The following is a 24825-nucleotide window of genomic DNA, read 5'->3' as shown; positions in this document are numbered from 1 at the left end:
ATTTTAATGCCCGAAATGCCAGAAGTTGAAACTGTCAGGCGGACACTACTTCCCCTGATTAAGGGAAAAACGATTAAAGAAGTAACTGTTTGGTATCCTAAAATAATAACTGGTGATGCAAAAGAATTTAAAAAGCAGTTAGCTGGTAAAAGAATAGAAACAATTGATCGTTATGCTAAGTATTTGCTTATTCGTCTTAGTGGTCATTTAACTGTGGTATCGCATTTACGCATGGAAGGTAAATATCGTTTAGTCAAAGTAAATACCAAAAAAGATAAACACGATCATGTGCAAATTGTTTTTAACGATAATTCTGCTTTGCGTTACAATGATGTGCGTAAGTTCGGGCGCATGCAGTTGATTACAACGGGCACAGAGAAAGAAAGTACCGGTATTGGCAAATTAGGCGCTGAGCCAAATTCACAGGCGTTTACAGTTTCATACTTGCAAAAAGGCCTAGCTCGTAAAAAGAAAAATATCAAAAATACCTTGCTTGATCAGTCAGTTGTGGCCGGTCTTGGTAACATTTACGTAGATGAAGTTTTGTGGGAAACAAAAATTCACCCATTAAGTATGGCTAATAGTATCCCAGCAAAAAAAGTAGCAGAACTGCATGATAATATTAATTCGTTGATAGAATTGGCCATAGCAGAAAGGGGCACTACTGTTCATACATATCTTGATGCTAATGGCAAGACCGGCGGTTTTCAAAAAATGTTGCAGGTCTATGGTCATAAAGGCGAACCTTGTGAACGTTGCGGAACCCCTCTTGAAAAAATTAAAGTAAACGGCCGGGGCACTACTTTTTGCCCTAAATGTCAGGTGATTTATAAATGACAACTATTTTGGGCTTAACTGGTGGAATAGCCAGCGGCAAAAGCACAGCAGATATCTTTTTTAAAGAAAAGCACATACCCGTGATAGACTGTGACCAAATAGCTCATGATATTTTAAATGTTGGTAATAAAGGTTATGAATTGGTTAGAAAACAGTTTGGTCTCCAAATAATTAATGAAGATCAATCAATCAACCGATCAGTTTTAGGCCAAATAGTTTTTAATGACGCAAAGCAGCTTGACATTCTTAATAAAATTACCCATCCGTTGATTTTTAAAGAAATACAAGCTAAAATTGCGCTAAGCAAGGTTGCTAAAAAGCCTTTAATTATTGTAGATGCACCAGTTTTGTTTGAAGCAAATGGCCAAAAATATTGTGACTGCACTTTATTAATTGCCATACCTGAATCTTTGCAGTTAAAGCGGCTGATGTTAAGGGATCATTTAAGTAAAGATGCTGCTTTGAAACGTATTCGCAGTCAGATGTCCTTGTCTCAAAAAGAAAAACTAGCTGACTTTGTAATTAATAATGTTGGTACAAAGCAAGATCTGAAATATCAACTTGAGCAGTTGCTTCTTAAAATAAAAGAGGAGTATTAATATGGAATGTCCTAATTGTCATAAAAATGCATCAAAAGTAATAGATTCACGTCCCAGTGATGAAAATCGTGCAATCAGACGGCGGCGTGAGTGTGAAAACTGTGGCTTTCGTTTTACTACGTTTGAAAGAGTCGAGACGACACCACTACTAGTAATCAAAAATGATGGCACTCGTGAACCTTTTAACCGGAAAAAAATTTTACACGGCGTCATGGCTGCGGGACAAAAGCGTCCTATATCTAGTTCGCAATTTGAAGAATTAGTTGATCATGTAGAAAACAAAGTACGTCAGCAAGGAGTTAGTGAGATTTCTTCCAAAAAGATTGGTCAATTAGTAATGGATGAACTGGCTAAAATTGATGATGTCGCTTATATTCGTTTTGCCTCTATTTATCGTGAATTCAAAGATATGTCCAGCTTCATGAAAACCATGGAAGATATGATTGCGAAAAGGGAGAAAGGTAATTAATTATGTTTGAGACAAATGATCCCAAACAACCATTTTTCATTGCTAACAGGGTGGATATTTTTCCGAAGGATTTACGGGTTTTAATCAAATTATACCAGCCGCTCATAGGATCTCTGGCGCTGGCAGTTTATTTAAGCTTAAATGAAGACTACAATCCGCAAGCGATGCTCTCTGATGCCAAAGGTCTCTATTTTTTGCAGGAGCAAGCCGACTGCGATATCAAAAAATTATTTCCCGCGTTGCATAAACTTGAAGCTGTCGGTTTAATTGAAAGCCATTTGCTTGCTAACCAAATTATGGGTCAGGTTTTATGTTTTAAACTTAAAAGTGTTCCTTCCAGCAGTGAGTTTTTTACCACCGCACTTTTAGCAAGTTTATTAAAAGAAAAAGTGGGTGTTACAGCCTTTAATAAATTGAGCCATGAGTTTGCTAGAGAAACTAAGCAAAGTCAAAGCAGCATCAGTGGAATTAAGGAAGCACCTAACGTATCTGCATCCTTTATGGAAGTTTTTCATTTACCTGACCAAGAAGCAATTGATCCTTCTATTGATGTGAAAAAAGCTGCTAAAGAAAACAGTTCTGTTTCTAAAGCTTTTGCTACCGTCAATGATCAAGAGCATATTGACTGGGATTTTATGAAACAGCAATTTGAAATTTATCAAATCGCGGGCAGCGAAATTGATCAGAATGAAGATGCTATTCGAGCTGTTATGCGCATGTACGGACTTTCCGAGCAAGAATTTGTTGATGAAGCAATACCTTGCTTACATGGTGATTATCATTTGAATATGCGTCAAATTAAGCAATCTATCGCTAACAGTATTCATGGAACTGATACGCGCCGGCATTTGCCAAAAAAAGAAGCACTAACAGACAAGCTTGTCAATAATAGTCACTTAAATGAAGATGAACAGCAGCTATTGCAGAAAGCTCAATCTGATACTCCAGCCCAGTTTTTGTATCATTTAAAAACTGAGCGGAATGATTTTGTTGATGCCAGTGAATATCAAGTGCTTGATAATTTATATAACGATAAGGGAATACCGGCAGAATTGCTTAACGTTTTGACTTATGCTTGTTTAAAAAGTGGTCCTAATATCTCTTTTCGCCTGGCAAATAAAATACTTCATGATTGGCTGCAACACGGGGTAAAGACTGCAAGTCAAGCCTTGGAATACATGGACAAGAGAAAAAGGGCACAAAAGCAAAGAAGCAATCGGTATCATGCTTATACTGCCAGAAAAACGGTTGAAAAGGGCACTGACTGGAACAAGCAAAAGCCAAAGGTAAAATCGGATGTTTCCAGTGCAGAATTAAAAGAATTTTTCAAGAATTTTGAAGATCAAAACGGCATGAAGTAGGTGAAATAAAATGCAACCCATCAAAAAACTTATGGTTAAAGGACAAACAGCTAAAGCAGATGAGGAAAGTACAGCTAAAATTAAGCAAAAAGTATTGGCTGAACCCAAAGTGCAACAATTTATCAGCCAGCACCAAGAGCAGCTTAACGACAGCATAATTGATAAAAGTCTGCCCAGCCTGTTTGAATTTTATCTTAGCCAACATAAAAAAGACCCGGTAACTCAAGGATACTATCCTGATTTAATCATGAATAAAAATGCCATTAGTCTCAAGTTTGTTCCCGAGGACAGTAAGCTGATTCATGATAGGGAAATTAGTATCAAGAAACACTTGCGCTTAATTAATTTACCTGAGGGATTGCATGATATTCGTTTGAGTCAAATTGAATTGACTCCCGCAAGAAAAGAAGTAATGACAGCTATTCAAAAGTTTTTATATCATTATGCGCGAGATATTCATCAAAAGGGCTTATATTTATCAGGTAATTTTGGTATTGGTAAAACCTATATATTGGCGGGACTGGCAAATCAGGTTGCTGCTATGAACAAATATGTTGTTTTTTTGCATGTTCCTACTTTCATTGCCAGTCTGGCAAGTCATTTTAATGATAATAGTTTACAAGATGAAGTTCAAAAAATTGCAAATTGCGATTTATTAATACTTGATGATATTGGTGCGGAAAATTTGAGTCAGTGGTCACGCGATGAAGTTTTAGCAGTAATTTTACAAGCAAGAATGGATAATGTTTTGCCAACCTTCTTTTCGTCCAATTTTGCTATGAATGACTTAGAAGATCATTTTAAAGAGACCAAAAATGCCATTGAACCAGTAAAGGCTGCCAGATTAATGGAAAGAATACATTCTCTAGCCACTGAAATTGTAATTTCTGGGCACAACCGGCGACATTAGTGACTAAAAAGTCTAGTTTGAATTTTTTTAATGAAAATATACTTGCATTAAAAAATTATTGGGTTATAATTAACTGCAATGAATGAACATGTTGTAATACGATTCAGAGAGAGAAGCATTATTCTGGAAGCTTCCATTAGTGTTACAACCCACTCATTCGTACCTGAAATTAAAAAATGGGTTGGATCCGTTATAATCTTGAACGAGATAGTCTGGAGTCCAGACTAAATTTTGGGTGGAACCACGTTAATTAACGTCCCAGTGCTTAACTGCACTGGGATTTTTTTATTTATTTGATTTTGGAGGAAAAAATGAGTTTTGCAATTACTTTGCCGGATGGTTCTAAAAAGGAATATGAAGATGCAGTATCAGTTTCTGCTTTAGCACATGACATAGGTACATCCTTAGGTAAGGCTGCTATTGGAGCAAAAGTAAACGGTCAAGTTGTTTCTTTGGATTACAAATTAAATAAAGATGCCGAAGTTGCAATTATTACAGACAGGGATGAAGCAGGCTTAAATATTTTACGGGCTACAGTAGCTTTTGTATTTGAAGCAGTTGCTAAAAAAGCTTATCCTGAGATTCATTTTGGTGAGCATGCGGCGAATGAAGATGGATTTTTGGTTGATACTGACAAGGAAAACCAGATTAAAGTTAACGAACTTCCGGAATTAGAGAAAGCAATTAAAAAGGTTATTAAGGCTGGAAATAAAATTGCATCTTCTTCCATGTCAAAAGCGGAATTATCTGAAATTTTTAAAGATGATCCGTATAAGAGTGAATTACTAAAAGCAGAAAAAGATGACCAAATTCATGTATACAAGCTGGGAGACTTCATCGACTTTGGCTTCGACGCGTTACTGCCTAATACAGGAAAGATTAAGCAGTTTAAATTATTATCTGTTGCTGGTGCTTATTGGAAGGGCCAATCTTCTAACCCAATGCTTCAAAGAATTTCCGGTACAGCCTTCTTTAAAAAAGCTGACTTAGATGCCGATATTAAGCGTCGTGAAGAAATTAAAGAACGCGATCACAGAACAATTGGCCGAGATCTTGATTTATTCTTTGTAGATCCCAAAGTTGGAGCTGGTTTACCTTACTGGATGCCAAAAGGTGCCACGATTCGCCGAGTAGTTGAACGTTACATCATTGATAAAGAGGTCGCTGACGGTTACCAACACGTTTATACCCCAGTGCTTATGAACGTTGACGCTTATAAAACATCAGGCCACTGGGCACACTATCGTGATGACATGTTTCCACCGATGGATATGGGTGACGGGGAAATGCTTGAATTGCGACCAATGAATTGTCCGTCCCACATCCAAATTTATAAGCATCATATTCGTTCATACCGCGAGCTCCCAATTCGCATTGCAGAATTAGGCATGATGCACAGATATGAAAAATCTGGTGCTTTGTCAGGTTTGCAACGCGTAAGAGAAATGACTTTGAATGATGGTCATACATTTGTAACCTTAGACCAGGTTCAAAGTGAATTCTCTAAGATTTTGACTTTAATTCTGGATGTATACAAAGATTTTGACATTACCGATTACTACTTCAGACTTTCTTATCGTGATCCGAAGAATACTAAGAAGTATTTTGCCAATGATGAAATGTGGGAGAGAAGTCAGTCAATGCTGAAAAAGGCAATGGATGATATGGGCCTTGATTACGTTGAGGCTGAAGGTGAGGCTGCATTCTACGGTCCTAAACTTGATATTCAGACTAAGACTGCTTTAGGCGCTGATGAGACCATGTCCACTATCCAACTGGACTTCATGCTCCCTGAACGCTTTAACTTAACTTATGTTGGTCAAGATGGTGAAGAGCATCGTCCAGTTATGATTCACCGTGGTATTGTTGGAACTATGGAGCGTTTCATTGCTTACTTGATTGAAATATACAAGGGTGCTTTCCCAACCTGGTTAGCTCCAGTTCAAGTTGAAGTAATACCTGTTAACCTCGACGCTCATTCAGATTACGCTAAGAAAGTCCGTGATGAGCTCAATAAGAGAGGTTTTAGAGCTGAAGCCGACTTACGTAATGAAAAATTAGGCTACAAGATTCGTGAATCACAAACACAAAAAGTACCGTATACTCTTGTTTTAGGTGACAAAGAACTCAAGGACAACAGTGTTAACGTTCGCCGCTATGGTACTGAAGAAGAAGTAGCAAAGAGTTTTGACGAATTTCTTCGTGAAATTGAACAAGATGTTAAATCATATTCACGCAATGAATAAAAGAGTAAAAGCTAATAAAAATAATTTATATAGATGGCAGAAATAATTTGAAAACTTAAACCATAATATAAAACCGCTAAAATTTGCACGTCGAGTAACAAAATGTAGTGTTGACGGGATGCACTTTTGATTAATTAATCAATTGATAAGGAATAGGTTGGATAGTTAAATTAAAACTGCTAAAAGGAGCATTAATTATGTCAATGGTAGAATTTCATGACGTGCAGAAATTTTATGGCAAATTTCACGCGTTGCATAATATCAATTTACAAATCGATAAGGGTGAAACTGTTGTTTTGATTGGACCTTCCGGTTCTGGTAAAAGTACGCTTATTAGAACAATAAATCGGTTGGAATCAATTCAGGGTGGCAAGCTGATAGTCAACAATCAGGATTTATCCAATCCCAAGACTGATTCAAACAGATTGCGTCAAGATGTGGGAATGGTTTTTCAGCATTTTAATCTCTATAAAAATAAAAATGTTTTGGAAAACGTCATGTTGGCGCCCAGAATTGTAAGTCATTTACCGGAAGACGAAAATAAAAAGCAAGCAATGCATCTGCTTGATATGGTTGGCATGGCAGATAAGGCCCAAAATATGCCGGCGCAAATATCCGGTGGACAAAAGCAACGTGTCGCTATTGCTCGGTCTTTAGCAATGCATCCCAAACTATTACTTTTTGATGAACCAACATCAGCACTTGACCCAGAAATGATTGATGAGGTGCTGCAAGTAATTAAAAAGGTAACATCAGCCAGCGATATGACTTCCTTGATTGTGACACACGAAATGGGCTTTGCTAAAGAAGTAGCTAATCGCGTTATCTTTATGGATCAGGGTCAGATTGTGGAAGATGATGACAGTACTTCCTTTTTTAAGCAGCCTAAAACAGATCGTGCTCAACAATTCTTAAGCAAAATAATAGCGCATTAAGATGGAGGGCATTATCATGAAAAAAATAATTTGCTCAATCTCACTATTAATAGGAATGTTCTTTTTATCTGGTTGCGGTAATAAAGTTGCCGATCAATCAGCTTTAAAAAATGTTCGTTCATCCAATACTATTACTTGGGCTGTTGAGGGTGATAAAAAGCTATTTAGTTTAATTGATATCAGAGATGATAAAGAAAAAGGTTTTGATATTGATATGGCTAAAGCTATTACCAAAGAAATTTTAGGTCCTAAAGGACAAGCTCGCTTTACTCTTGCCACTTCACAATCAAGAATACCTTTGCTGAAAAACGGAAATGTCGATGCGGTAATTGCCACTCTGACAATAACTCCTGAAAGAGCTCAAGTAATCAGTTTTACTAAATCGTATTTTCAGGCTGGTAAATCGTTCCTTGTTCCTAAAGGATCAGATATTAAAAAGCCCAGTGATCTTAATGGCAAAACTGTAATCGGGATCGTTGGCGATAACTCAGTTGAGGCTGTAAAGAAAGTTGCCCCCAGAGCAAAAGTTGTCGCTATGCAAGATTATGGTCAAGCAGTATCAGCTTTGAAATCACATCAAGGCGACGCTTTGACCAGTGATAATGGTATTTTATATGGTCTAGCAGCACAAAGTCCTGATAGCCTTGAAGTAACTGGAGGAACTTATACTAAAGAACCTTATGGTATTGCAGTAAATAAAAATCAAGAACCTTTTCATAGAGCAATAAATCGAGCCATTGACAAGATTCAGAAAAGTGGAGAATACAATCGCTTAATCAAAAAGTGGTTCGGTCAAGTTCCTGGTTTTAACTATAAGGAGATGTATATTAAATGATTCGGATCTTCAATGATTTTAGTAGTCAACTATTCGCAGGGTTCGGCTGGACTATTTTATCAAGCTTGTTAACATTAGTATTTAGTCTGATTTTTGGTGTTTTATTAGCTCTATTAGAAGTTATTCCGAATAAAATAGCTAATAGGATTGGCAGGATTTACGTTGAAATCTTTCGTAATATTCCATTATTGATTATCGTAATGTTCTTTTATCTAATAGTACCTAAATATTTTGTTCAAATTGACGGTTTCACCGCTGGAACTATTGGTCTGTTCCTATATACCTCAGCTTTTATTGCGGAAATTATTCGTTCAGGTATTCAGTCGGTATCTCAAGGTCAAATGGAAGGTGCCAGGTCAACCGGTATGACTTATAGTCAGGCTATGCGTTATGTAATCTTACCTCAAGCACTTAAGATTGTTATTCCACCGCTTGGTAATCAATTTGTTAATTTAATTAAAGATTCTTCAATACTGGCTTTTGTTGCAGGTTTTGATTTAATGTATCAAGCCAATGCAATTGCATCTGTAACTTTTGATACATTTAACAGCTACTTTGTAATCGGCATATTATATCTGATAATTACTATGCCACTAAGTTATTACATGCGGCACTTGGAAAAGAAAATGGCGTAGGGAGGCGACTTAAAATGCAAACATGGATTGATGCTCTATCATGGTTAAACTTTGGTTTTTTGTTAAAAGGTCTGGCTGTTACACTATTTATTTCGGTTTTTGCAATTGTATTGAGTTTCATTTTAGGTTCAGTCCTAGGAATAATTCGCTATGCTAAGATTAAATTTGTTTCGGCAATTGTAGGTTTTATTATTGATTTAGTTAGAAATCTGCCTTTATTATTAATTATCTTTTTTACATATTTTGGCCTACCAAATATTGGCCTCAGGCCAGGGGCAATTTTATCAGCAATTATTGCTATGACAATCTTTGAGTCCAGCATGATTGCAGAAATTGTCCGCTCTGGTATTCAATCAGTATCAATTGGCCAAATTGAAGGAGCCAGATCAACCGGGATGACATTTGTGCAGTCATTATGGCATGTGGTTTTGCCACAGGCCTATCGGCACATGATACCTACTATTATTGGACAGTTTGTTTCTTTAATTAAGGATACTTCTTTAGCAACTATTATTGTTGTCCCTGAACTTATGCAACATGCGCAAGTCATCTATGGTCAAAATGCTAATTATATTGTGCCAATGTTTGCGGCTTTAACGTTTTTATATTTTATCATCTGCTTTACATTATCTGTAGTTGGTAATAAACTTAATAAGCGTTTAGTATAGATAAAGCAAAAACTTTATTTTGAGATTTATCTTATTGACACGTATACTGAAGACGAGTATAATCATTTTAGTTGAGAACAAGAAGAAGCTTCCCGCTTCTCGCCTAAGTTAAGTTGACCTCTAGGCTGATCGATATTTTCTGTTGATTAAGGGCGGGTAAAGTTTACCCGTCTTTTTCTTGTCCTCAGATTAACACGGAGGTGAAGAATTATTCCAAGGAATTTGATATTGAACGATCAAATTCGCGCTCGCGAAGTTCGTTTAATTAATGAAGATGGTGAACAAGTTGGTGTTGTTACTAAAACTGAGGCTTTACGCCAAGCAAGTGTTGCAAATTTAGATTTAGTTCTAATTTCGCCTAATGCCAAGCCACCTGTTGCTCGTATCATGGACTATGGTAAGTACCGTTTCCAGCAACAAAAGAAGGTTAAAGAGTCCCGTAAAAAGTCTAAAATGGTCAGTGTCAAAGAAATCCGTTTAAGTCCAACGATTGAGGGTAACGATTTTAACACTAAGTTAAAACATGCGCGTAAATTTATCACTAAAGAAGGTGCTAAAGTACGCGTTTCGATCAGGTTCAGAGGTCGAGCAATCACTCATAAGGAACTAGGTCGTGAAGTATTGGAAAAAATGGCTGAAGCTACATCCGATATTGCTACTGTAGTTAGCAAACCTAAGATGGAAGGCCGTTCAATGTTCTTAATGCTCGCTCCGAAGAGTGACAAAAATAATTAGTTAATTTGGAGGAATTAGAAAATGCCAAAAATGAAAACCCACCGCGCTTCTGCTAAGCGTTTTAAGAGAACTGCTTCTGGTCAATTAAAGCGTCATCACGCTTTTACCGGCCACCGTTTCCACGGCAAGACTAAGAAACAACGTCGTCATTTGAGAAAGGCTGCAATGGTTTCACGCAGCGACTTGAAGCGCATCAAACAGATGCTCTCTCAAATGCGTTAATTACATCAATCAAACGATATTTAGGAGGAATTTTAGATGCCAAGAGTTAAGGGTGGAACAGTTACACGTAAACGTCGTAAAAAGATTATGAAGCTTGCCAAGGGTTACCGTGGCGCAAAGCATATGCAATTTAAGGCTGCAAGTACACAGTTATTTGTATCTTACAGATATGCATTTCGTGACAGAAGAAGACGTAAGAGCGACTTCAGAAAGTTATGGATTGCCAGAATCAATGCTGCAGCAAGACAAAATGATATTTCATATTCTAAGTTAATGCACGGCTTGAAATTAGCTGGTGTTGATATTAACCGTAAGATGTTAGCTGATATTGCTTATAACGATTCAAAGACCTTTGCAAAATTAGCAGAAACTGCTAAGAAGGCTTTAAATTAACCAAAATAGCGCTTATGGCGCTGTTTTTTTATGTCAAAATTTAGCACTTGCAGCTGATAATTTGGTATATTAAACTAGTGCAATGGATATGATGAAGGGAATTTTGCATGTTATTCAGACCACGCTATACGATTGATACAATTTATCATTTAAATACTGCTGAGCTGCATAAAATGGGCATCAAAGCTGTTTTTTCAGATTTAGATAATACTCTTTTGGCTTGGAACGAGTTTGAAACTGCAGAAAAAATGAATAGTTTCAATAAGAAGTTAGAGCATGCTAAAATTAAGCTTGTTGTGATTTCTAATAACAATGCTGAAAGAGTGGGTAAAGTATTGAATCCATATCATATAGACTTTGTTGCTAAATCCAAAAAGCCACTGCCTTTTGCGATCACCCGCAAAAGGAAAAGTATGGGTTTAAGAAAAGAACAAGTCATGATGGTAGGTGATCAGTTAATTACTGATATTCAGGCAGGAAATCTAGCTGGGGTAGAATCGGTGTTAGTAAAACCTCTTATTGAAACAGATAAATGGAATACCCGTATTAATCGTTTTTTTGAAAAAATTATTTTTTTCCTTTTGGGCTTATCACATCCCGTTAAATTTAAGGAGACTATCAAAAATGGATGACCAAATTATATGTATTGGTTGTGGTGCTGTTCTTCAATCTGATAATGTAGAAGAAGCCGGTTATCTTCCGGCTGCACGTTTAAAGCAGGCAAGAGAAAGCAAAGATGAGGATAATGACGTTTATTGTCAACGTTGCTTTCGTTTGCGTCATTATAATGAGATTATGCCAGTCAAAGCGGACAATGATGACTTTTTAAAGTTATTGAATTCGTTAGCAGAAAAAAAAGCTTTGGTCGTTAATGTGGTAGATCTGTTTGATTTTACTAACTCTTTGCTTTCGGCTCTCAAGCGCTTTATAGGTAATAATGATTTTATTTTAGTGGGCAATAAATTTGATCTCTTTCCCCAGAATTCTCGTCAAAGCAAAATTAAAGATTGGATGAGGCAAGAGGCTAATAGGATGGGATTATACCCTAAAAAAATCTTTTTGGTCAGTGCTAAAAATAAAAAGAACTTGCCGGAATTAATAAGTTACTTAGATCATAATTCCCGAGATCAAGATGTCTACTTTGTCGGAACGACTAATGTTGGAAAGTCAACTCTTCTTAATGCTATTATTGAGCAAATGGGTGATATTCAAAATTTGATTACTACTTCACGTTTTCCAGGGACCACGCTTGATAAGATTGAAATTCCGCTAACGAATGGTCACTTTTTAGTTGATACACCAGGTATTTTGACTAAGAATCAGTTGGCCACGCACTTAAACACCCAGGAACTGGAGTTAATATCGCCTCAAAAACAGCTTAAGCCGGTTACTTTTCAGCTTAGTCCGGGAAACAGTTTATTTTTGGCTGGTCTGGGCAGAGTTGACTATTTAAAAGGAAAAAAAGCAAGTTTTACAGTTTATGCAGCACGCGGATTGTATATTCACAGAACTAAAACCGAAAACGCAGACAGCTTTTACGAAAAGCATATTGGTGAATTACTTAGTCCACCTGCAAAAAGTGATAAGCTGCCTCTTTTAAAGGGTCAGGAATATCATACTGGTAGTAAAAGCGACTTGCTTTTTGGCGGAATTGGTTTTATTACAGTTCCTGCAGATTGTTTAGTTAAAATTTATACACCTGGTAAAATCGGACTGGGTATTAGACGAGCTTTAATTTAGAGGATATAATGATTGCTATTGCAAAAAATTATCAAAAAACACCTACTGTGGCTGTAGCGGAAGAAAAATTGACACCTAAAAAGGGTCGCCAGATCGGAATTTTTGGTGGAACTTTTAATCCTATTCATATCGGCCATTTGATAGTGGCTGAACAGGTATTGACTAAATTACACTTAGATGAAATTTGGTTTATTCCTACTAATGTGCCCCCGCTAAAAAATGAACCCAGTGTTTCTGCTCAAGATAGGGCAAATATGTTGGAGTTAGGTACTCAAGACAATCCCCGTTTTCAGGTAAAACTGTTTGAATTATATCGTGGAGGAGTATCTTATACTGTAGACACATTAAGATATTTACGTGAAACTCAGCCTGAAAACCATTATTACTTGATCATGGGTAGTGACCAAGTCAATAATTTAAATGAATGGAAGGAACCAACAAAGCTGGCCCAATTAGCAACCTTAGTGGGTGTTCAAAGGGCTGGTTATCCTCAGAAAGCAAAATTGCCGATGATTTGGGTTGATTCTCCAGCTATAGATATTAGTTCGACTTTGATTAGACAAACGATTGCAATTGGAGGTTCAATCAGATATCTGGTACCTGATACAGTTAGAAATTATATTCATAAAAAGGGTTTATATCATGACTGATTTAGTATTTAAGAAAACATATTCTTCTTTATCAAGTTCTGAAATTATTGCTAAGGAAAAGAGCAATATGACTGCTGACCGCTTTGAACACTGTATAGGAGTCAGTAAAACTGCACGTAAATTGGCCGAGCTTAACCACTATGATGTAGATAAGGCAGCTTTAGCCGGGTTTATTCATGATTATGCTAAACAAGTTGCAGTTGATGAATATCGTGAAGTGATTAAAACACAAGGCTTCGATCAGGACCTGTTAAATTGGAATCGGAGCATTTGGCACGGTATTGTTGGTACCTATTTTATCCAAAGAGATTTAAAGATTAATGATCCGGAAATACTAACTGCAGTCCGCAAACATACTACTGCTGACGTTGAAATGACAACTTTAGATAAAATTGTGTTCATGGCTGATTATATTGAACCTGGCAGATCATTTCCAGGTGTTGAAGAAGCGCGTAAAATAACTTATGCTAATATTAACCAGGGAGTTGGCTACCAGTTAGCACACACTCTTAAATTTTTAATTGACAAAAGGAATAAAATCTATCCCCGTACTTTAGACGCATATAACGTTTGGGGTATTAATGAATAAGGAGAAAAATGACTAGCAAAGAATTATTGACTTTTACTTTAAAAGCAATTAGCGACCGTCATGGAGAAGATACAGTAGCTTACGATATGCAAGGACATAGTATTTTAGCAGATTATTACGTAGTTACTAGTGCGGGCTCAAACAGACAGTTGCACGCAATAGCCAATGCAATTATTGACGAAGCTCACAAACATAATTATTATGATTACCGTGTTGAAGGTACGAGTGAATCCAACTGGCTTTTACTTGACTTGGGCGATGTTGTCGTAAATGTTTTTACTGAAGATGCTCGTGATTTTTATAATGTTGAAAAATTATGGGTCAATGGTAAAAAATTAGAATTAAAGGAAGATTAGCTAACCATGAGTGTAGTTGGGATCATTGCAGAATATAATCCCTTTCACAGTGGGCATGAATTCTTAATGAATCAGGCTCGTTATATAGCTGGAAGCAAAGACCCGATCATTGTCGTCATGTCTGGAAATTACGTTCAACGCGGCGAAATGGCAATAATGGATAAGTGGACTCGCGCCCAGACAGCACTTGCTAGTGGCGCTGACTTGGTATTTGAACTGCCATTTTCCACTTCAGTTGAGCCTGCAGATTTATTTGCACTCGGCAGCATCGACCAATTGGTAAAAGTGGGCGTTACTGATTTAATTTTTGGAGTTGAAGATGCTACTCAAAATTATGCTTATTTGGGTAGTAAAATTGCGGAAATTCCTCAAAGTCACATGGACTTTAATGATTACAGTCAGACTTATTCAACTCAATATAATCAGATGGTAGCACGTGAAGTTGGTCATGAAGTTAGTGAACCTAATGCGATTTTGGCTTTAGCTTATGCAGTAGCCAACCATAATTTAGGTACTCCTCTAGTTTTACATCCAATTAACCGCATCGGAGCAGGTCATGACGATGTTTTACAAAGTAATAAGGTAGTTCAAAGCGCAAGTGCAATTCGCAATATGATTTTGCATAATGAAGTTAGTTCTACATTAGAAGAATGGATGCCTAAAAAAGAAGTAAAATTACTTTTTAAACAAAAAAATTATCCCAATTGGAATCTGCTGTTTCCATTTTTAAAATACAGGTTAGAATCCTCTTCAATTTCAGAATTGCAGAATATATATCAGATGAGTGAAGGCCTGGAATATAAAATGAAGCAGGAGATACATACTGCACAAACGTTTACTGAGTTTTTACGTAGAGTAAAATCGAAACGGTATACGTATTCACGCTTGCGACGACTAAGTTTATATACTTTGATGAATGTGACCCAAGAGGATATGATTGACAGTTTTAATCATGAATCACTTTTGCTATTGGGATACAGTAAAGTAGGTAGGAAATATCTTAAACGGATTAGAAAAGAAACCCCTGCAGATATCATTTCTAAAGTTGATCAAAAAAATACTCAAAGTGGCTCAATGAGGCTGCAACTTCGGGTTGATCGCTTCTTTGAGCAACTGCTGCAAGTGGATCAAAACTTTGGCCGTCGTCCATTGGAGGTCTAAATGTTAAAAATGAATTATTCGCAGATCAAATATAGTAAGGAACCTGTAACTCATATTGAATGCGATTTGCAAGTAGCAGATGATTTTATTAAGCGAAGTCATGGTTTAGTCTATCGAGTTGATAGTGTTCTACTGACTGGAGATTTATTTTATAATCAACCATTTGTCACTGGCAATTTTCAGGTACAAGCAGATCTTATAGTACCATCCAGTCGCAGCTTAGATCCTGTTAAGTTTAAAGAAGATTTTCATTTTAGTGAAAATTATACAGATGTTGAGATAGCTAAAGAAGAGATTGATGAGAGTGATATTCCGATTGTCAAAGTCGAGCACGAAGTTATTGATCTGCAAAAAGCAATTGAGGATAACATTTTACTAAATATCCCAACAACAATTTTAACTACCAAAGAGCAAGAACAGGGCATTTATCCTGAAGGAAAAGGTTGGAGAGTCATTTCGGAAAAAGATTTTAATAAAAAGAAAGATGATCAAATCAATCCTGCTTTTGCTAAATTAAAAGATCTTTTTAAAGAAAATAATGAAAAGATTCATAACGGAAATAATGATAATTAAATTAGTCAAAAAATCAGTATTAGCAAAATGCTGGTTTTTAATCTTGTTTTAAAAGCACTTTTAAAGTATGCTTTACTTGTTAATAACAATATAAATTAAATTAATCAAAATTAAATTTTAAAAAGGATGAATAAAAATGGCAAGAATCTTAATTGTTGAAGATGAAAAGAATTTGGCACGTTTCGTTGAGCTGGAACTAAAACACGAAAAGTATGACACAGTTGTTGAAGGCAACGGACGCAAAGCTTTGGACTTAGCGTTAAAAGAAGACTTTGATGCGATTTTGTTAGACTTGATGCTGCCTGACCTGAATGGCTTGGAAATAGCTCGCAGAGTGCGTCAGGTAAAGAGTACTCCTATCATAATGATGACCGCCCGTGATTCCGTCATTGATCGCGTTTCGGGTCTTGATCATGGCGCTGATGATTATATTGTTAAGCCATTTGCGATTGAAGAGCTTTTAGCTCGTCTGCGTGCAGTTTTACGCCGAGTAAAAATCGAAAAAGATGCTTCGGACGATTCAATAGAGAAAAAGGTTGTAAAGTTTAAAGATCTTACAATTGAGACCGCAAATAGAATTGTTCGCCGTGGTGATGGCAAAGCAGTTGATCTGACTAAGCGTGAATATAACTTGTTAATGACTTTGATTAAGAATAAGAATAATGTTGTCAGCCGTGACCAACTGCTCGCTAAGATTTGGGGTCCCGGTTCAAACATTGAAACTAATGTGGTAGAAGTTTATGTGCGTTATTTGCGCAATAAAATTGACGTTCCCGGTAAGCAATCATATATCAAAACAGTTCGGGGAACTGGATACATGGTAAGAGATGAGGACGATGAAAAGGAATAAAAACCAAAAGAAAAAGGAGACCAAACACTCATCTCTGGTCGTGAGATGGGTAACTGTCGTGGCTTTGACAATTATGGTCTCTTTTGTTGTGTTTTCTGTAATAATATACTCATTTGTGGGCCAGCAATCCATGGTGCAACAAAAGCAGACTTCAAATGAAATGATATCTAAACTTAATAGTACTTTGACACGGATTCCAACTGAACTGCAGATAGCTAATGTTTCTTTTGCTCTCACACCGTCAGCTAGAGAAGTAATGAGAGGTAATCCGCCAATTAGATCTGACCAACAGGGCAATAGAGCCTTTAATGATGACCTACTATCATCATTGACTAATCCTGATTTAAATGTAGTAGTTTATAATTTACACGGGGAAGATGTTTTTGATAATGGCGGTAAAATCCCTGCTTTTAAAAAGTTTCGGGATGATTATAAAATGTCACGTGTCACTAGAAGACGCAAACAGGAGCTACTAACTTACCAAACAGTGAGATCAGCTAAATCCGGTAAAGTCACAGGCTATATTATCGTTGAAAATAAAATGTCATACTATAACGGCCTAATGAAGGATTTGTTAAAGTGGATGGTACGGATTTCATTGATAGCCGTTGTATTGTTCACATTAGTTGCTTACATAATAGTGCGCGATATTGTCAAACCTGTTAAGGAAATGTCCCATGTTGCTTTGGAAGTAAATGATGATCCTAATAGTACTGCTAGGATCAGGGATTTTCACCGTCATGATGAATTGCAGGAACTGGCGGTTTCATTCAACCAAATGCTTGATCGTATGCAACGCTATATTGATCAGCAAAAGGAGTTTGTGGGAGATGTTTCTCACGAATTACGCACACCGGTTGCTGTTATTGAAGGACATTTAAATATGCTCAAGCGTTGGGGTAAAGATGATCCCCAAATTTTAGCAGAATCTATCGACGCTTCTCTGCAGGAAGCCAAAAGAATGCAGCATCTTATTCAGGAAATGTTGGACTTAACTCGTGCCGAGCAAATTAATGTTCAATATCCTAATGCAGTTACCAAGGTCTCAGAGGTGTTAAAACGAGTTGTTGGTGATATGTCATTGGTACACAAGGATTTTACTATCAGGTTAGATATGGATGATCTGCCTCAAGATACAGAAATTCAGATTTACCAAGGGCACTTGGAACAACTCCTTGTCATATTAATTGACAACGGTGTTAAATATTCTACGGATCGTAAAGAAATGAATGTGTCGGCTGGCTTGTCACAGGATGAAGTTCATATTATAGTGCAAGACTATGGCGAAGGAATTTCCAAAAAAGAACAAAGTAAAATCTTTAACCGCTTTTATAGAGTGGATAAAGCTAGAACCAGAGAAAAAGGCGGTAATGGCTTAGGTTTATCAATTGCTCAAAAATTAGTTACTAGTTATCACGGTAAAATTAGCGTCGATTCTGTTGAGGGACAGGGTAGTCAGTTTATGATGGACTTCCCGGCTCTTTCGCAATCTCAGGCTGAAAGGCTGCGTAAGCGCGAAGAAGCAGAAAAAAGCAAACAATAAAATAAATAAAAAAGGCCTGTATGTCAGTTAGTATGCTTGGCGAGTTACAAACATGCTATGACATCTACAGGTCTTTTTTGCTATTTTATCAGTTAAGGCCGTTTTTGTTGCTTACCTTTGTTACGATTACGTAAGGATTCATGCAATTCTTTGGTTTCTTCAGTTTGCACTGGAGAACTTACTTGTGAATTAAGCAATTCATTAACTTTTTCTTTAGTCACTACTTCAGTAATAGGTTCCCGCTTTAATTCTTCATCTACTTCTTTTTTAACTTTTGGCGTGATGATATATGTTACCAGCAATTGCTGAATAATAGAGAAAAAGTTGCCGGCAGCCCAATACAGGGCAACGGAACCTGAAACGGAAAGACAGATAAAGAGTGTCATAATAGGGTTCATGAGCATCATTGACTGCATCTGCTTCTTTTGTTCTTGGGGAATTCCCACCAATGAAAGATATCCTTGTGCAAAAGCAAAAATTGTAGCAAAAATCGTGACTGAAATTGATCTGCTACTTAAGGAGATACCGAAAAATGATGAACTAGCCAAGCTCTTGGAGTACATTACGGCATCATAAATACCAATCATAATAGGGAACTGAATAATTAGGGGCAAGCAGCCCATCCCTCCGGTCAGAGACAAATGGTTTTTAGAGTAGAGTTCTCGCTGCCAACCTGCCAAGGTCATTTGTTGATCCTGATTCAGATCCTTACGTTTCATAGTATCCTGAATTAATTTCATCTGCGGTTGTAAACGAGACATTTTCTCTTGTTGTGTAGTTGATTTCTTTTGTTGATTAAGCATTAGAGGCAAAAGAATCATTCTAACTACAAGGGTCATTAAGATAATGGCCCAACCAGCTCCATTTGCTCCACCTATGATATTGGAAAAGTAGAGCATGATATTTTGCATAGGCTTGCCAATAAACTTATAAATCGACCCATATATAAAGCCCGTCGGTGGCTTATTAGCTCCGCCACTCTGTGCACAAGCAGTGACAATTAGCATGACTGCCAAACAAATAGCAATTAATCCGATATATTTACGAAATTTTTTCATTCAACTCACCCAATTATTATTTTTTTGCCAATAACTAATATAATACATGAAAACCAGTTATTTTGCCCACTTTTATCAGTTTTTCTTTCTTGATAGTTGAAATACGGGCAAATTGCGAAATATTTTTGGGTAATTCAGAGCAAAACTGATTGACTCTGTCCAGTTCAGCTTGTAAAGTAATTGTGACTGTTTCATCGCTGTTATTGCGCACGTTTCCATCTAATCCCATCTTTTTAGCAAGGTTTAAAACGCTCCAGCGAAAGCCAACTCCTTGAACGATACCTGAGATAGTTAATTGCCAGGTTTCTCTTGTTTCATTGGTCGGATTGCTTTCTCTTTTAATTTTATGTTTGTTAAAAAATCCCATAATAATCCTTCCTATACTGCTTCCTTGATTTTAACATTTTAGCAGCTTCAAATTAAAAAATATATTGATAAAAACGAAAGAAGATTTCCAGATGCTAGAACAAATAAGTTCGGTAAACAATAATTTAATAAAAGATTTATCTAAATTAAAACAAAAAAAGTATCGCCAGAAAAACAATTTATACTTAATTGAAGGTTTTCACCTAATTGAAGAAGCACTCAAAGCAGGAGAAAAATACCTTTATCTGCTAGGAAGTGCTGCGGCAATCACTAAAATTAAAGAAAATTTTCCTGAAGTAATAACCAGTAAGAAAACTTTTATCATAAATTCGGCTATTGCTCATCACCTTTCTAGTACCAAAAATTCGCAGGATATTTTTATGGTCTTAAAAATTACCCAACCTCGAGACTATCAGGTTAATTTTGGCAAGTGGGTTCTTTTAGACCATTTGGCTGATCCTGGTAATGTAGGTACCATTATCAGGACGGCAGATGCTGCTGGCTTTGATGGTGTTGTTTTTTCTCCTGCAAGTGTTGATATCTATAATCCTAAAACTCAAAGGGCAATGCAAGGCAGCCAGTTTCATGTTAAATTAATTATGCAGGATCTAACAGAGGTTATTAAAGAAATGCAAGATAACTCGATACCTGTATATTCTAGTATGCTGGATAAAAATGCTAAGCAATTGCCTCAGTTTAATAAGGTGCCCCAATTAGGTTTGGTTATTGGCAACGAAGCTCATGGTGTTACTTCAGAAATAGCAGAAATGAGTGATGAAAAGTTATATATTCCTATTAAGGGCAAAGCTGAATCTTTAAATGCAGCCGTAGCTGCGGGTATTATAATCTATTATTTTGCTTAACTGCTAACACTTGTTTTTAGTAAGTATATTTAATATAATAAAAGACAAAGTTAAGCTTTCTTGTGGGAGGACGATATCATGACTCAAGGTATTAAGGACAAACGCTGTGCGGATTGTGGTGCTCCTAATTACGAATACTGCGAACATTTTATTAACGCATTCAAAATTATTGGCAAAAAGTGGAATGGACTAATCATTAGTTCTTTATGTGCTGGTGATTATATGCGCTTTAAAGACTTGGCTCAATGTGTATTGCCTTGTTCTGATCGTGTTTTGGTTGAAAGACTGAAGGAGCTGGAAAAGGAAAATATTGTTAATCGCTCCGTTGATAGCAAAACAAAGATTATCTCTTATAGTCTAACCAAAAAAGGGGCAGAGTTAAAACCCGTTTTCGATCAGATTCATGGTTGGGCTGATAAATGGGTTTAATTTCGCATATTCGCTTGCATGTTTTTCCAAAAAGTTATATTCTATTAACTAATTACAAAGAGTAAGACTAGTAGCAGCAATCATTTAGTCAGAGAAACTTTTTTATTGAGCTGAAAGAAAAGTTTAAACGGAACTGTGAATTTCATCTTACTAGTAGAATCTAATCCATTCCGGTATTCACCGTTAGCGAAATTGAAAGTGTGGACATTTTTGTGTCCAAACTAGGGTGGTACCGCGAAGCTTCGTCCCTTTTGGGATGAAGCTTTTTTGTTTGATTTGAAAGGAAAATTTTTATGGACTTGTTTGACAGGTTAAAAGAGCTGCGTGAAAAAGGTCTGGTAGAGATCGATAAGGCTAAGAACGAGGAAATGTTAAATGATGTTCGCGTTAAATTAACTGGTCGCAAAAGTGAATTAACTGAAATCCTCCATTCAATGAAAGATATTGATCCCAGTGATAGACGTGAAGTAGGACAACGTGTTAATAAATTACGTGATCTTTTTAACAGCAAGCTGGATGATGCTAAAACAGAGATAGTTGAGGCATTAGTAGAAGAGCAGTTAAACAAAGAAAAAATAGATGTTACGTTACCCGGACGGGAAATGCACCTTGGTGCTAAGCACCCAATTAATATTATTTTGGATGACCTAGAAAAGTACTTTATTGGTATGGGCTATGAAGTTGTGCAGGGACCTGAAATAGAAACTGACCACTACTGCTTCGAAATGATGAATTTGCCTAAAGACCATCCGGCAAGAGACATGCAGGAAACTTTCTACATTGATTCTGATAACTTATTGCGCTCTCAAACTTCAGGTGATCAGGCACGAGTTCTGGAAAAACATGATTTTGCTAAAGGTCCTTTAAAAATGGTGGGGCCCGGTAAAGTGTATCGTCGCGATGATGATGATGCCACTCACTCACACCAATTTATGCAAATGGAAGGTTTAGTAGTGGACAAAAACATTACGATGGGCGATTTAAAGGGAACTCTAGAACTAATGGCCAAGCATGTTTTTGGTCAAGATCGCGAAACCCGCCTTCGTCCTAGTTATTTTCCTTTTACTGAACCTTCTGTAGAAATGGACGTTTCCTGCTTCAATTGCAATGGCAAAGGCTGTTCAATTTGTAAATATACAGGTTGGATTGAAGTTTTAGGTGCCGGAATGGTTCACCCTAACGTGATAGAAAATGCTGGAATTGATTCCAATGTATATGGCGGTTTTGCTTTTGGTGTAGGATTGGATCGTTTCGCTATTCTTAAATATGGTATTGATGACATTCGTGATTTTTACACAAATGATGTCCGCTTCTTGGAACAGTTCAGTAGGGAGGAAAGATAATGCTAGTTTCATACAATTGGCTAAAGGATTTTATTAAGTTGGACCAGGATCCTAATGATTTGGCTGAAAAAATAACTCGGACAGGTGTTGAAGTAGCAGAAGTTAAACACCCTGAAGATGGTATGAAGAAGTTGGTAGTGGGTCATATTATTGACTGCGAACCGATTTCTGGCACGCACTTGAATTTAACTCATGTTGATGTCGGTGAAGATGAACCTTATCAAATAGTTTGCGGTGCTCCTAATGTAGCTGCCGGAGAAGACGTTGTGGTGGCTTTGCCAGGCGCCAGAATTGCCGATAATGTTAAAATCAAGAAAACTAAATTGCGGGGCAATGAATCAAACGGTATGATTTGTGGCTTACAAGAAATAGGTTTTCCAGATAATTTGGTACCAGAAAAGTACACGGATGGTATCTATGTTTTTCCTCAGGATGCAGAAATAAAACCCGGAGATTCAGCTTTTGAACTACTGGGAATGGATGACTATATTTTTGACTTTGACATTACTCCTAACCGTGCGGACACATTGTCAATGGAAGGCTCGGCGTATGAAGTTGGCGCCATCACTGATGTACCGGTTAAAGTTGAAGACGTAGTTGTTAAAGAAGATGGTCCAAATTGGACCAACGATTTTACTGTCGCTGTTGATTCCCAGCTTGCACCCAAATTTTACTTGCGCAAAATTAGTAATGTCAAAATTGCTGACAGTCCTCTTTGGCTCCAAAGACGACTTTGGAATGCGGGAATAAGACCTATTAACAATGTGGTTGATGTGACCAACTATATTATGCTTTTAACCGGTCAACCGATGCATAGTTATGATGCGCGCGCTTTTAAAACAAACAAACTAGTAGTTAGAAAAGCTAACAAAGATGAAAAACTAACTTTGTTAAATAACAAAGAAGTTGATCTTGATCCTAACGACATCGTCATCACCAACGGTGAAGACGTAGTAATGATGGCTGGGGTGATGGGTGGACTTAATTCGGAAATTGAAGCTGATACTACGGATGTTTTGTTAGAGTCTGCTATTTTTGATCCTACTTTAATTAGAAAAGCCGCTCTGCGCCATGCTAATAGAACCGAGGCTTCTAGTCGTTATGAAAAAGGCGTTAACTGGGATGCTACTACCAGGGCGTTAGATATGGCTGCGCTTCTTTTACGCAATGATGCCTCTGGCACCATTAATGAAGGTGTCATTACAGGCAGTTCTGAAAAACGCAAACCTACCAAAATTACCACAACAATCTCTTATATCAATAGAGTATTAGGTACTGACATTTCTTCCTCAGAAATTGCTGCCATTTTTGCCCGCTTGAATTTTAAAATTGAAATTAACGGTGACAATTTAATTGTCGATGTACCCGCAAGGCGCTGGGATATTGCTATTCCTGCTGATCTGGTTGAGGAAGTAGGACGTTTATACGGCTATGATAATATTAAGTCTACCCAGCCGGTCCTAGCAGAAACACATGGCGGCTATTCTAAAAAAGAAGAAACTATTAGACGTATTAAAAATGTAGTTCAAGGTCAAGGCTTAATTGAAGCTATTTCCTATTCATTAACCTCGCTTGAAAAAGCAATTGGCTTTTCCAAGGAACCTAAAAAGCCCGTGGCAGTCCAAATGCCTTTAAATTCCAATCGTTCAACTTTAAGACAAAACTTAATGACGGGTTTGGTCGATGCCGCGAGCTACAATATGGCACGTAAGCAAAATCAGTTAGCAATTTTTGAACAAGGACGTGTCTATGATTTTGAAAATAACAAATATAATGAGCATGAACATTTAGCTGCACTGTATAGCGGTAACGTTTATTTTGAAAACTGGCAGAATGATAATGAAAAAATTGATTTCTTTTATGTTAAAGGACAATTGACTAATCTGTTCTTAGCTCTGGGAATTAATTTGAATGATGTTGAATACCGGGCTGAAGTAATCATGTACATGCATCCTACTAGAACAGCCGGAATTTACATTAAAAACAAATATGTGGGCATGATTGGTATGTTGGATCGTCCAGTGACCCAATCTAATAAGGCAATGAAAGATAGCGAAATTTACGGCTACGAATTGAATCTTGATGACATTATTCCGTTAATTCTTAATCCGCAGACTACAGCTCAAAGCGCTCCTAAGTTTCCTGCAGTTGAACGCGATTTGTCAATTTTAGTAGATAAAGAAGTAACCAATCAAGCTGTTGAGGATGTTATTAAAGCAAATGGTGGAAAATATCTCTATAACCTTCGTATTATTGATGTCTATCGCGGTTCTCACATTGCTGAAGATAAAAAGAGCTTTGCTTATCGTTTAACATTTCTCAATGAAAATGACACATTAACTGATGAAATCGTTAATAAAGCAATGAATTCTATTGATGCTAGCCTCGAAAAACAACTAAAAGTAGAAATACGTTAATTATTGACATTAAACGTTTAAGTGAATATCATAGACCAGTGC

At 36.9% G+C, this 24825-nt stretch carries 28 protein-coding genes and 2 other annotated features; of the genes, 26 read left to right on the top strand and 2 right to left on the bottom strand.

Features of this window, described 5'->3' with window-relative positions:
• The first annotated feature begins 6 nt into the window (after positions 1 to 6).
• The 22 genes from mutM to LDX54_RS06205 all read left to right on the top strand — a co-directional run bounded on the left by mutM (position 7) and on the right by LDX54_RS06205 (position 18307).
• A complete protein-coding gene (gene mutM / locus LDX54_RS06310) occupies positions 7 to 837 on the top strand; it encodes a DNA-formamidopyrimidine glycosylase (protein WP_046325126.1) in 831 nt (276 codons plus the stop codon).
• Positions 834 to 1436: a dephospho-CoA kinase gene (gene coaE, locus LDX54_RS06305; protein ID WP_265666577.1), complete on the top strand. Its 603-nt coding sequence runs from the start codon at positions 834 to 836 to the stop codon at positions 1434 to 1436. Before mutM ends, coaE begins: the two co-directional genes overlap by 4 nt.
• A 1-nt stretch (position 1437) precedes the next feature.
• A complete protein-coding gene (gene nrdR, locus LDX54_RS06300; protein WP_046325124.1) occupies positions 1438 to 1905 on the top strand; it encodes a transcriptional regulator NrdR in 468 nt (155 codons plus the stop codon).
• Between the two features lie 2 nt (positions 1906 to 1907).
• On the top strand, positions 1908 to 3266 hold the full coding sequence (locus LDX54_RS06295) for a DnaD domain protein (RefSeq protein WP_265666578.1): 1359 nt from the start codon (positions 1908 to 1910) through the stop codon (positions 3264 to 3266).
• A gap of 10 nt (positions 3267 to 3276) precedes the next feature.
• A complete protein-coding gene (gene dnaI, locus LDX54_RS06290) occupies positions 3277 to 4176 on the top strand; it encodes a primosomal protein DnaI (RefSeq protein ID WP_187157450.1) in 900 nt (299 codons plus the stop codon).
• 311 nt (positions 4177 to 4487) lie between these two features.
• On the top strand, positions 4488 to 6422 hold the full coding sequence (thrS, locus tag LDX54_RS06285) for a threonine--tRNA ligase (protein ID WP_265666579.1): 1935 nt from the start codon (positions 4488 to 4490) through the stop codon (positions 6420 to 6422).
• Positions 6423 to 6619: 197 nt separating this feature from the next.
• Positions 6620 to 7357, top strand: a complete 738-nt coding sequence (locus LDX54_RS06280; RefSeq protein ID WP_046325120.1) for an amino acid ABC transporter ATP-binding protein — start codon at positions 6620 to 6622, stop codon at positions 7355 to 7357.
• 16 nt (positions 7358 to 7373) lie between these two features.
• Complete coding sequence (locus LDX54_RS06275) at positions 7374 to 8192, top strand: transporter substrate-binding domain-containing protein (protein ID WP_265666580.1); 819 nt, start codon at positions 7374 to 7376, stop codon at positions 8190 to 8192.
• Entirely contained in the window at positions 8189 to 8827 is a 639-nt protein-coding gene (locus LDX54_RS06270; protein ID WP_187157452.1) for an amino acid ABC transporter permease, read from the top strand. The genes LDX54_RS06275 and LDX54_RS06270 overlap by 4 nt, the downstream gene beginning before the upstream one ends.
• 14 nt (positions 8828 to 8841) lie before the next feature.
• The gene (locus LDX54_RS06265; RefSeq protein WP_265666581.1) at positions 8842 to 9495 is read left to right on the top strand and encodes an amino acid ABC transporter permease; all 654 of its coding nucleotides are present in this window, start codon (positions 8842 to 8844) and stop codon (positions 9493 to 9495) included.
• A 73-nt stretch (positions 9496 to 9568) separates the two neighbouring features.
• Positions 9569 to 9680, top strand: a sequence feature (ribosomal protein L20 leader region).
• A 22-nt stretch (positions 9681 to 9702) separates the two neighbouring features.
• Positions 9703 to 10230, top strand: coding sequence for a translation initiation factor IF-3 (gene infC, locus LDX54_RS06260; RefSeq protein ID WP_265667649.1), 528 nt, complete (start codon positions 9703 to 9705; stop codon positions 10228 to 10230).
• A gap of 21 nt (positions 10231 to 10251) precedes the next feature.
• Positions 10252 to 10452, top strand: a complete 201-nt coding sequence (gene rpmI, locus LDX54_RS06255) for a 50S ribosomal protein L35 (protein WP_034980158.1) — start codon at positions 10252 to 10254, stop codon at positions 10450 to 10452.
• Between the two features lie 36 nt (positions 10453 to 10488).
• A complete protein-coding gene (gene rplT / locus LDX54_RS06250; RefSeq protein WP_034980161.1) occupies positions 10489 to 10845 on the top strand; it encodes a 50S ribosomal protein L20 in 357 nt (118 codons plus the stop codon).
• 107 nt (positions 10846 to 10952) lie between these two features.
• Complete coding sequence (locus tag LDX54_RS06245; RefSeq protein WP_046325115.1) at positions 10953 to 11477, top strand: YqeG family HAD IIIA-type phosphatase; 525 nt, start codon at positions 10953 to 10955, stop codon at positions 11475 to 11477.
• Positions 11470 to 12585 carry a ribosome biogenesis GTPase YqeH gene (yqeH, locus tag LDX54_RS06240; protein WP_046325114.1) on the top strand — a complete coding sequence of 372 codons (1116 nt, stop codon included), beginning with the start codon at positions 11470 to 11472 and terminating at the stop codon, positions 12583 to 12585. The genes LDX54_RS06245 and yqeH overlap by 8 nt, the downstream gene beginning before the upstream one ends.
• Before the next feature lie 8 nt (positions 12586 to 12593).
• Positions 12594 to 13235: a nicotinate-nucleotide adenylyltransferase gene (locus tag LDX54_RS06235; RefSeq protein ID WP_122026234.1), complete on the top strand. Its 642-nt coding sequence runs from the start codon at positions 12594 to 12596 to the stop codon at positions 13233 to 13235.
• Complete coding sequence (gene yqeK, locus LDX54_RS06230; protein WP_046325112.1) at positions 13228 to 13824, top strand: bis(5'-nucleosyl)-tetraphosphatase (symmetrical) YqeK; 597 nt, start codon at positions 13228 to 13230, stop codon at positions 13822 to 13824. Before LDX54_RS06235 ends, yqeK begins: the two co-directional genes overlap by 8 nt.
• A gap of 8 nt (positions 13825 to 13832) precedes the next feature.
• Entirely contained in the window at positions 13833 to 14180 is a 348-nt protein-coding gene (rsfS, locus tag LDX54_RS06225; RefSeq protein ID WP_046325111.1) for a ribosome silencing factor, read from the top strand.
• A 6-nt stretch (positions 14181 to 14186) separates the two neighbouring features.
• A complete protein-coding gene (locus LDX54_RS06220; protein WP_110446273.1) occupies positions 14187 to 15341 on the top strand; it encodes a nucleotidyltransferase in 1155 nt (384 codons plus the stop codon).
• A complete protein-coding gene (locus tag LDX54_RS06215; protein WP_265666583.1) occupies positions 15342 to 15914 on the top strand; it encodes a DUF177 domain-containing protein in 573 nt (190 codons plus the stop codon).
• A 136-nt stretch (positions 15915 to 16050) separates the two neighbouring features.
• Positions 16051 to 16764, top strand: coding sequence for a response regulator transcription factor (locus LDX54_RS06210; protein ID WP_046325108.1), 714 nt, complete (start codon positions 16051 to 16053; stop codon positions 16762 to 16764).
• Positions 16751 to 18307, top strand: a complete 1557-nt coding sequence (locus LDX54_RS06205) for a HAMP domain-containing histidine kinase (RefSeq protein ID WP_265666584.1) — start codon at positions 16751 to 16753, stop codon at positions 18305 to 18307. Before LDX54_RS06210 ends, LDX54_RS06205 begins: the two co-directional genes overlap by 14 nt.
• Positions 18308 to 18399: 92 nt before the next feature.
• On the opposite strand, the gene yidC is transcribed toward LDX54_RS06205, so the two are convergent.
• Together yidC and LDX54_RS06195 are read right to left on the bottom strand one after the other, a co-directional pair.
• Positions 18400 to 19365: a membrane protein insertase YidC gene (gene yidC / locus LDX54_RS06200; protein WP_122037759.1), complete on the bottom strand. Its 966-nt coding sequence runs from the start codon at positions 19363 to 19365 to the stop codon at positions 18400 to 18402.
• Between the two features lie 34 nt (positions 19366 to 19399).
• Positions 19400 to 19732 (bottom strand): acylphosphatase, encoded by a 333-nt coding sequence (locus LDX54_RS06195; RefSeq protein ID WP_046325105.1) that lies wholly within the window; start codon positions 19730 to 19732, stop codon positions 19400 to 19402.
• A gap of 91 nt (positions 19733 to 19823) precedes the next feature.
• On the opposite strand from LDX54_RS06195, the gene LDX54_RS06190 reads away from it, so the two are divergent.
• From LDX54_RS06190 to pheT, 4 genes are all read left to right on the top strand, one after another.
• Positions 19824 to 20594 (top strand): RNA methyltransferase, encoded by a 771-nt coding sequence (locus tag LDX54_RS06190; RefSeq protein WP_265666586.1) that lies wholly within the window; start codon positions 19824 to 19826, stop codon positions 20592 to 20594.
• A gap of 78 nt (positions 20595 to 20672) precedes the next feature.
• Positions 20673 to 21023 carry a helix-turn-helix domain-containing protein gene (locus LDX54_RS06185; RefSeq protein WP_046325103.1) on the top strand — a complete coding sequence of 117 codons (351 nt, stop codon included), beginning with the start codon at positions 20673 to 20675 and terminating at the stop codon, positions 21021 to 21023.
• 48 nt (positions 21024 to 21071) lie between these two features.
• Positions 21072 to 21276: a binding site (T-box leader), on the top strand.
• A 40-nt stretch (positions 21277 to 21316) separates the two neighbouring features.
• Positions 21317 to 22366, top strand: a complete 1050-nt coding sequence (gene pheS, locus LDX54_RS06180; protein ID WP_046325102.1) for a phenylalanine--tRNA ligase subunit alpha — start codon at positions 21317 to 21319, stop codon at positions 22364 to 22366.
• On the top strand, positions 22366 to 24783 hold the full coding sequence (pheT, locus tag LDX54_RS06175) for a phenylalanine--tRNA ligase subunit beta (protein ID WP_265666588.1): 2418 nt from the start codon (positions 22366 to 22368) through the stop codon (positions 24781 to 24783). Before pheS ends, pheT begins: the two co-directional genes overlap by 1 nt.
• The last annotated feature ends 42 nt before the right edge of the window (positions 24784 to 24825 follow it).

The sequence above is a fragment of the Lactobacillus sp. IBH004 genome (genome assembly GCF_026185255.2).
Taxonomy (GTDB): Bacteria; Bacillota; Bacilli; order Lactobacillales; family Lactobacillaceae; genus Lactobacillus; species Lactobacillus melliventris.
The sequence above is the reverse complement of the archived record's forward strand: the minus strand, read 5'-3'. Positions and strand labels throughout refer to the sequence as shown.

Bases quoted from the DNA above. Each gene is read 5' to 3' on its own strand.
- LDX54_RS06265 (WP_265666581.1), top strand. From the start codon at position 8,842: ATGCAAACATGGATTGATGCTCTATCATGGTTAAACTTTGGTTTTTTG.
- LDX54_RS06185 (WP_046325103.1), top strand. From the start codon at position 20,673: ATGACTCAAGGTATTAAGGACAAACGCTGTGCGGATTGTGGTGCTCCT.
- rplT (WP_034980161.1), top strand. From the start codon at position 10,489: ATGCCAAGAGTTAAGGGTGGAACAGTTACACGTAAACGTCGTAAAAAG.
- pheT (WP_265666588.1), top strand. From the start codon at position 22,366: ATGCTAGTTTCATACAATTGGCTAAAGGATTTTATTAAGTTGGACCAG.
- LDX54_RS06235 (WP_122026234.1), top strand. From the start codon at position 12,594: ATGATTGCTATTGCAAAAAATTATCAAAAAACACCTACTGTGGCTGTA.
- mutM (WP_046325126.1), top strand. From the start codon at position 7: ATGCCCGAAATGCCAGAAGTTGAAACTGTCAGGCGGACACTACTTCCC.
- LDX54_RS06195 (WP_046325105.1), bottom strand. From the start codon at position 19,732: ATGGGATTTTTTAACAAACATAAAATTAAAAGAGAAAGCAATCCGACC.
- LDX54_RS06245 (WP_046325115.1), top strand. From the start codon at position 10,953: ATGTTATTCAGACCACGCTATACGATTGATACAATTTATCATTTAAAT.
- pheS (WP_046325102.1), top strand. From the start codon at position 21,317: ATGGACTTGTTTGACAGGTTAAAAGAGCTGCGTGAAAAAGGTCTGGTA.
- yidC (WP_122037759.1), bottom strand. From the start codon at position 19,365: ATGAAAAAATTTCGTAAATATATCGGATTAATTGCTATTTGTTTGGCA.
- LDX54_RS06205 (WP_265666584.1), top strand. From the start codon at position 16,751: ATGAAAAGGAATAAAAACCAAAAGAAAAAGGAGACCAAACACTCATCT.
- LDX54_RS06295 (WP_265666578.1), top strand. From the start codon at position 1,908: ATGTTTGAGACAAATGATCCCAAACAACCATTTTTCATTGCTAACAGG.
- dnaI (WP_187157450.1), top strand. From the start codon at position 3,277: ATGCAACCCATCAAAAAACTTATGGTTAAAGGACAAACAGCTAAAGCA.
- rpmI (WP_034980158.1), top strand. From the start codon at position 10,252: ATGCCAAAAATGAAAACCCACCGCGCTTCTGCTAAGCGTTTTAAGAGA.
- LDX54_RS06275 (WP_265666580.1), top strand. From the start codon at position 7,374: ATGAAAAAAATAATTTGCTCAATCTCACTATTAATAGGAATGTTCTTT.
- coaE (WP_265666577.1), top strand. From the start codon at position 834: ATGACAACTATTTTGGGCTTAACTGGTGGAATAGCCAGCGGCAAAAGC.
- LDX54_RS06215 (WP_265666583.1), top strand. From the start codon at position 15,342: ATGTTAAAAATGAATTATTCGCAGATCAAATATAGTAAGGAACCTGTA.
- yqeK (WP_046325112.1), top strand. From the start codon at position 13,228: ATGACTGATTTAGTATTTAAGAAAACATATTCTTCTTTATCAAGTTCT.
- LDX54_RS06190 (WP_265666586.1), top strand. From the start codon at position 19,824: ATGCTAGAACAAATAAGTTCGGTAAACAATAATTTAATAAAAGATTTA.
- LDX54_RS06270 (WP_187157452.1), top strand. From the start codon at position 8,189: ATGATTCGGATCTTCAATGATTTTAGTAGTCAACTATTCGCAGGGTTC.
- LDX54_RS06280 (WP_046325120.1), top strand. From the start codon at position 6,620: ATGTCAATGGTAGAATTTCATGACGTGCAGAAATTTTATGGCAAATTT.
- LDX54_RS06220 (WP_110446273.1), top strand. From the start codon at position 14,187: ATGAGTGTAGTTGGGATCATTGCAGAATATAATCCCTTTCACAGTGGG.
- rsfS (WP_046325111.1), top strand. From the start codon at position 13,833: ATGACTAGCAAAGAATTATTGACTTTTACTTTAAAAGCAATTAGCGAC.
- yqeH (WP_046325114.1), top strand. From the start codon at position 11,470: ATGGATGACCAAATTATATGTATTGGTTGTGGTGCTGTTCTTCAATCT.
- nrdR (WP_046325124.1), top strand. From the start codon at position 1,438: ATGGAATGTCCTAATTGTCATAAAAATGCATCAAAAGTAATAGATTCA.
- LDX54_RS06210 (WP_046325108.1), top strand. From the start codon at position 16,051: ATGGCAAGAATCTTAATTGTTGAAGATGAAAAGAATTTGGCACGTTTC.
- thrS (WP_265666579.1), top strand. From the start codon at position 4,488: ATGAGTTTTGCAATTACTTTGCCGGATGGTTCTAAAAAGGAATATGAA.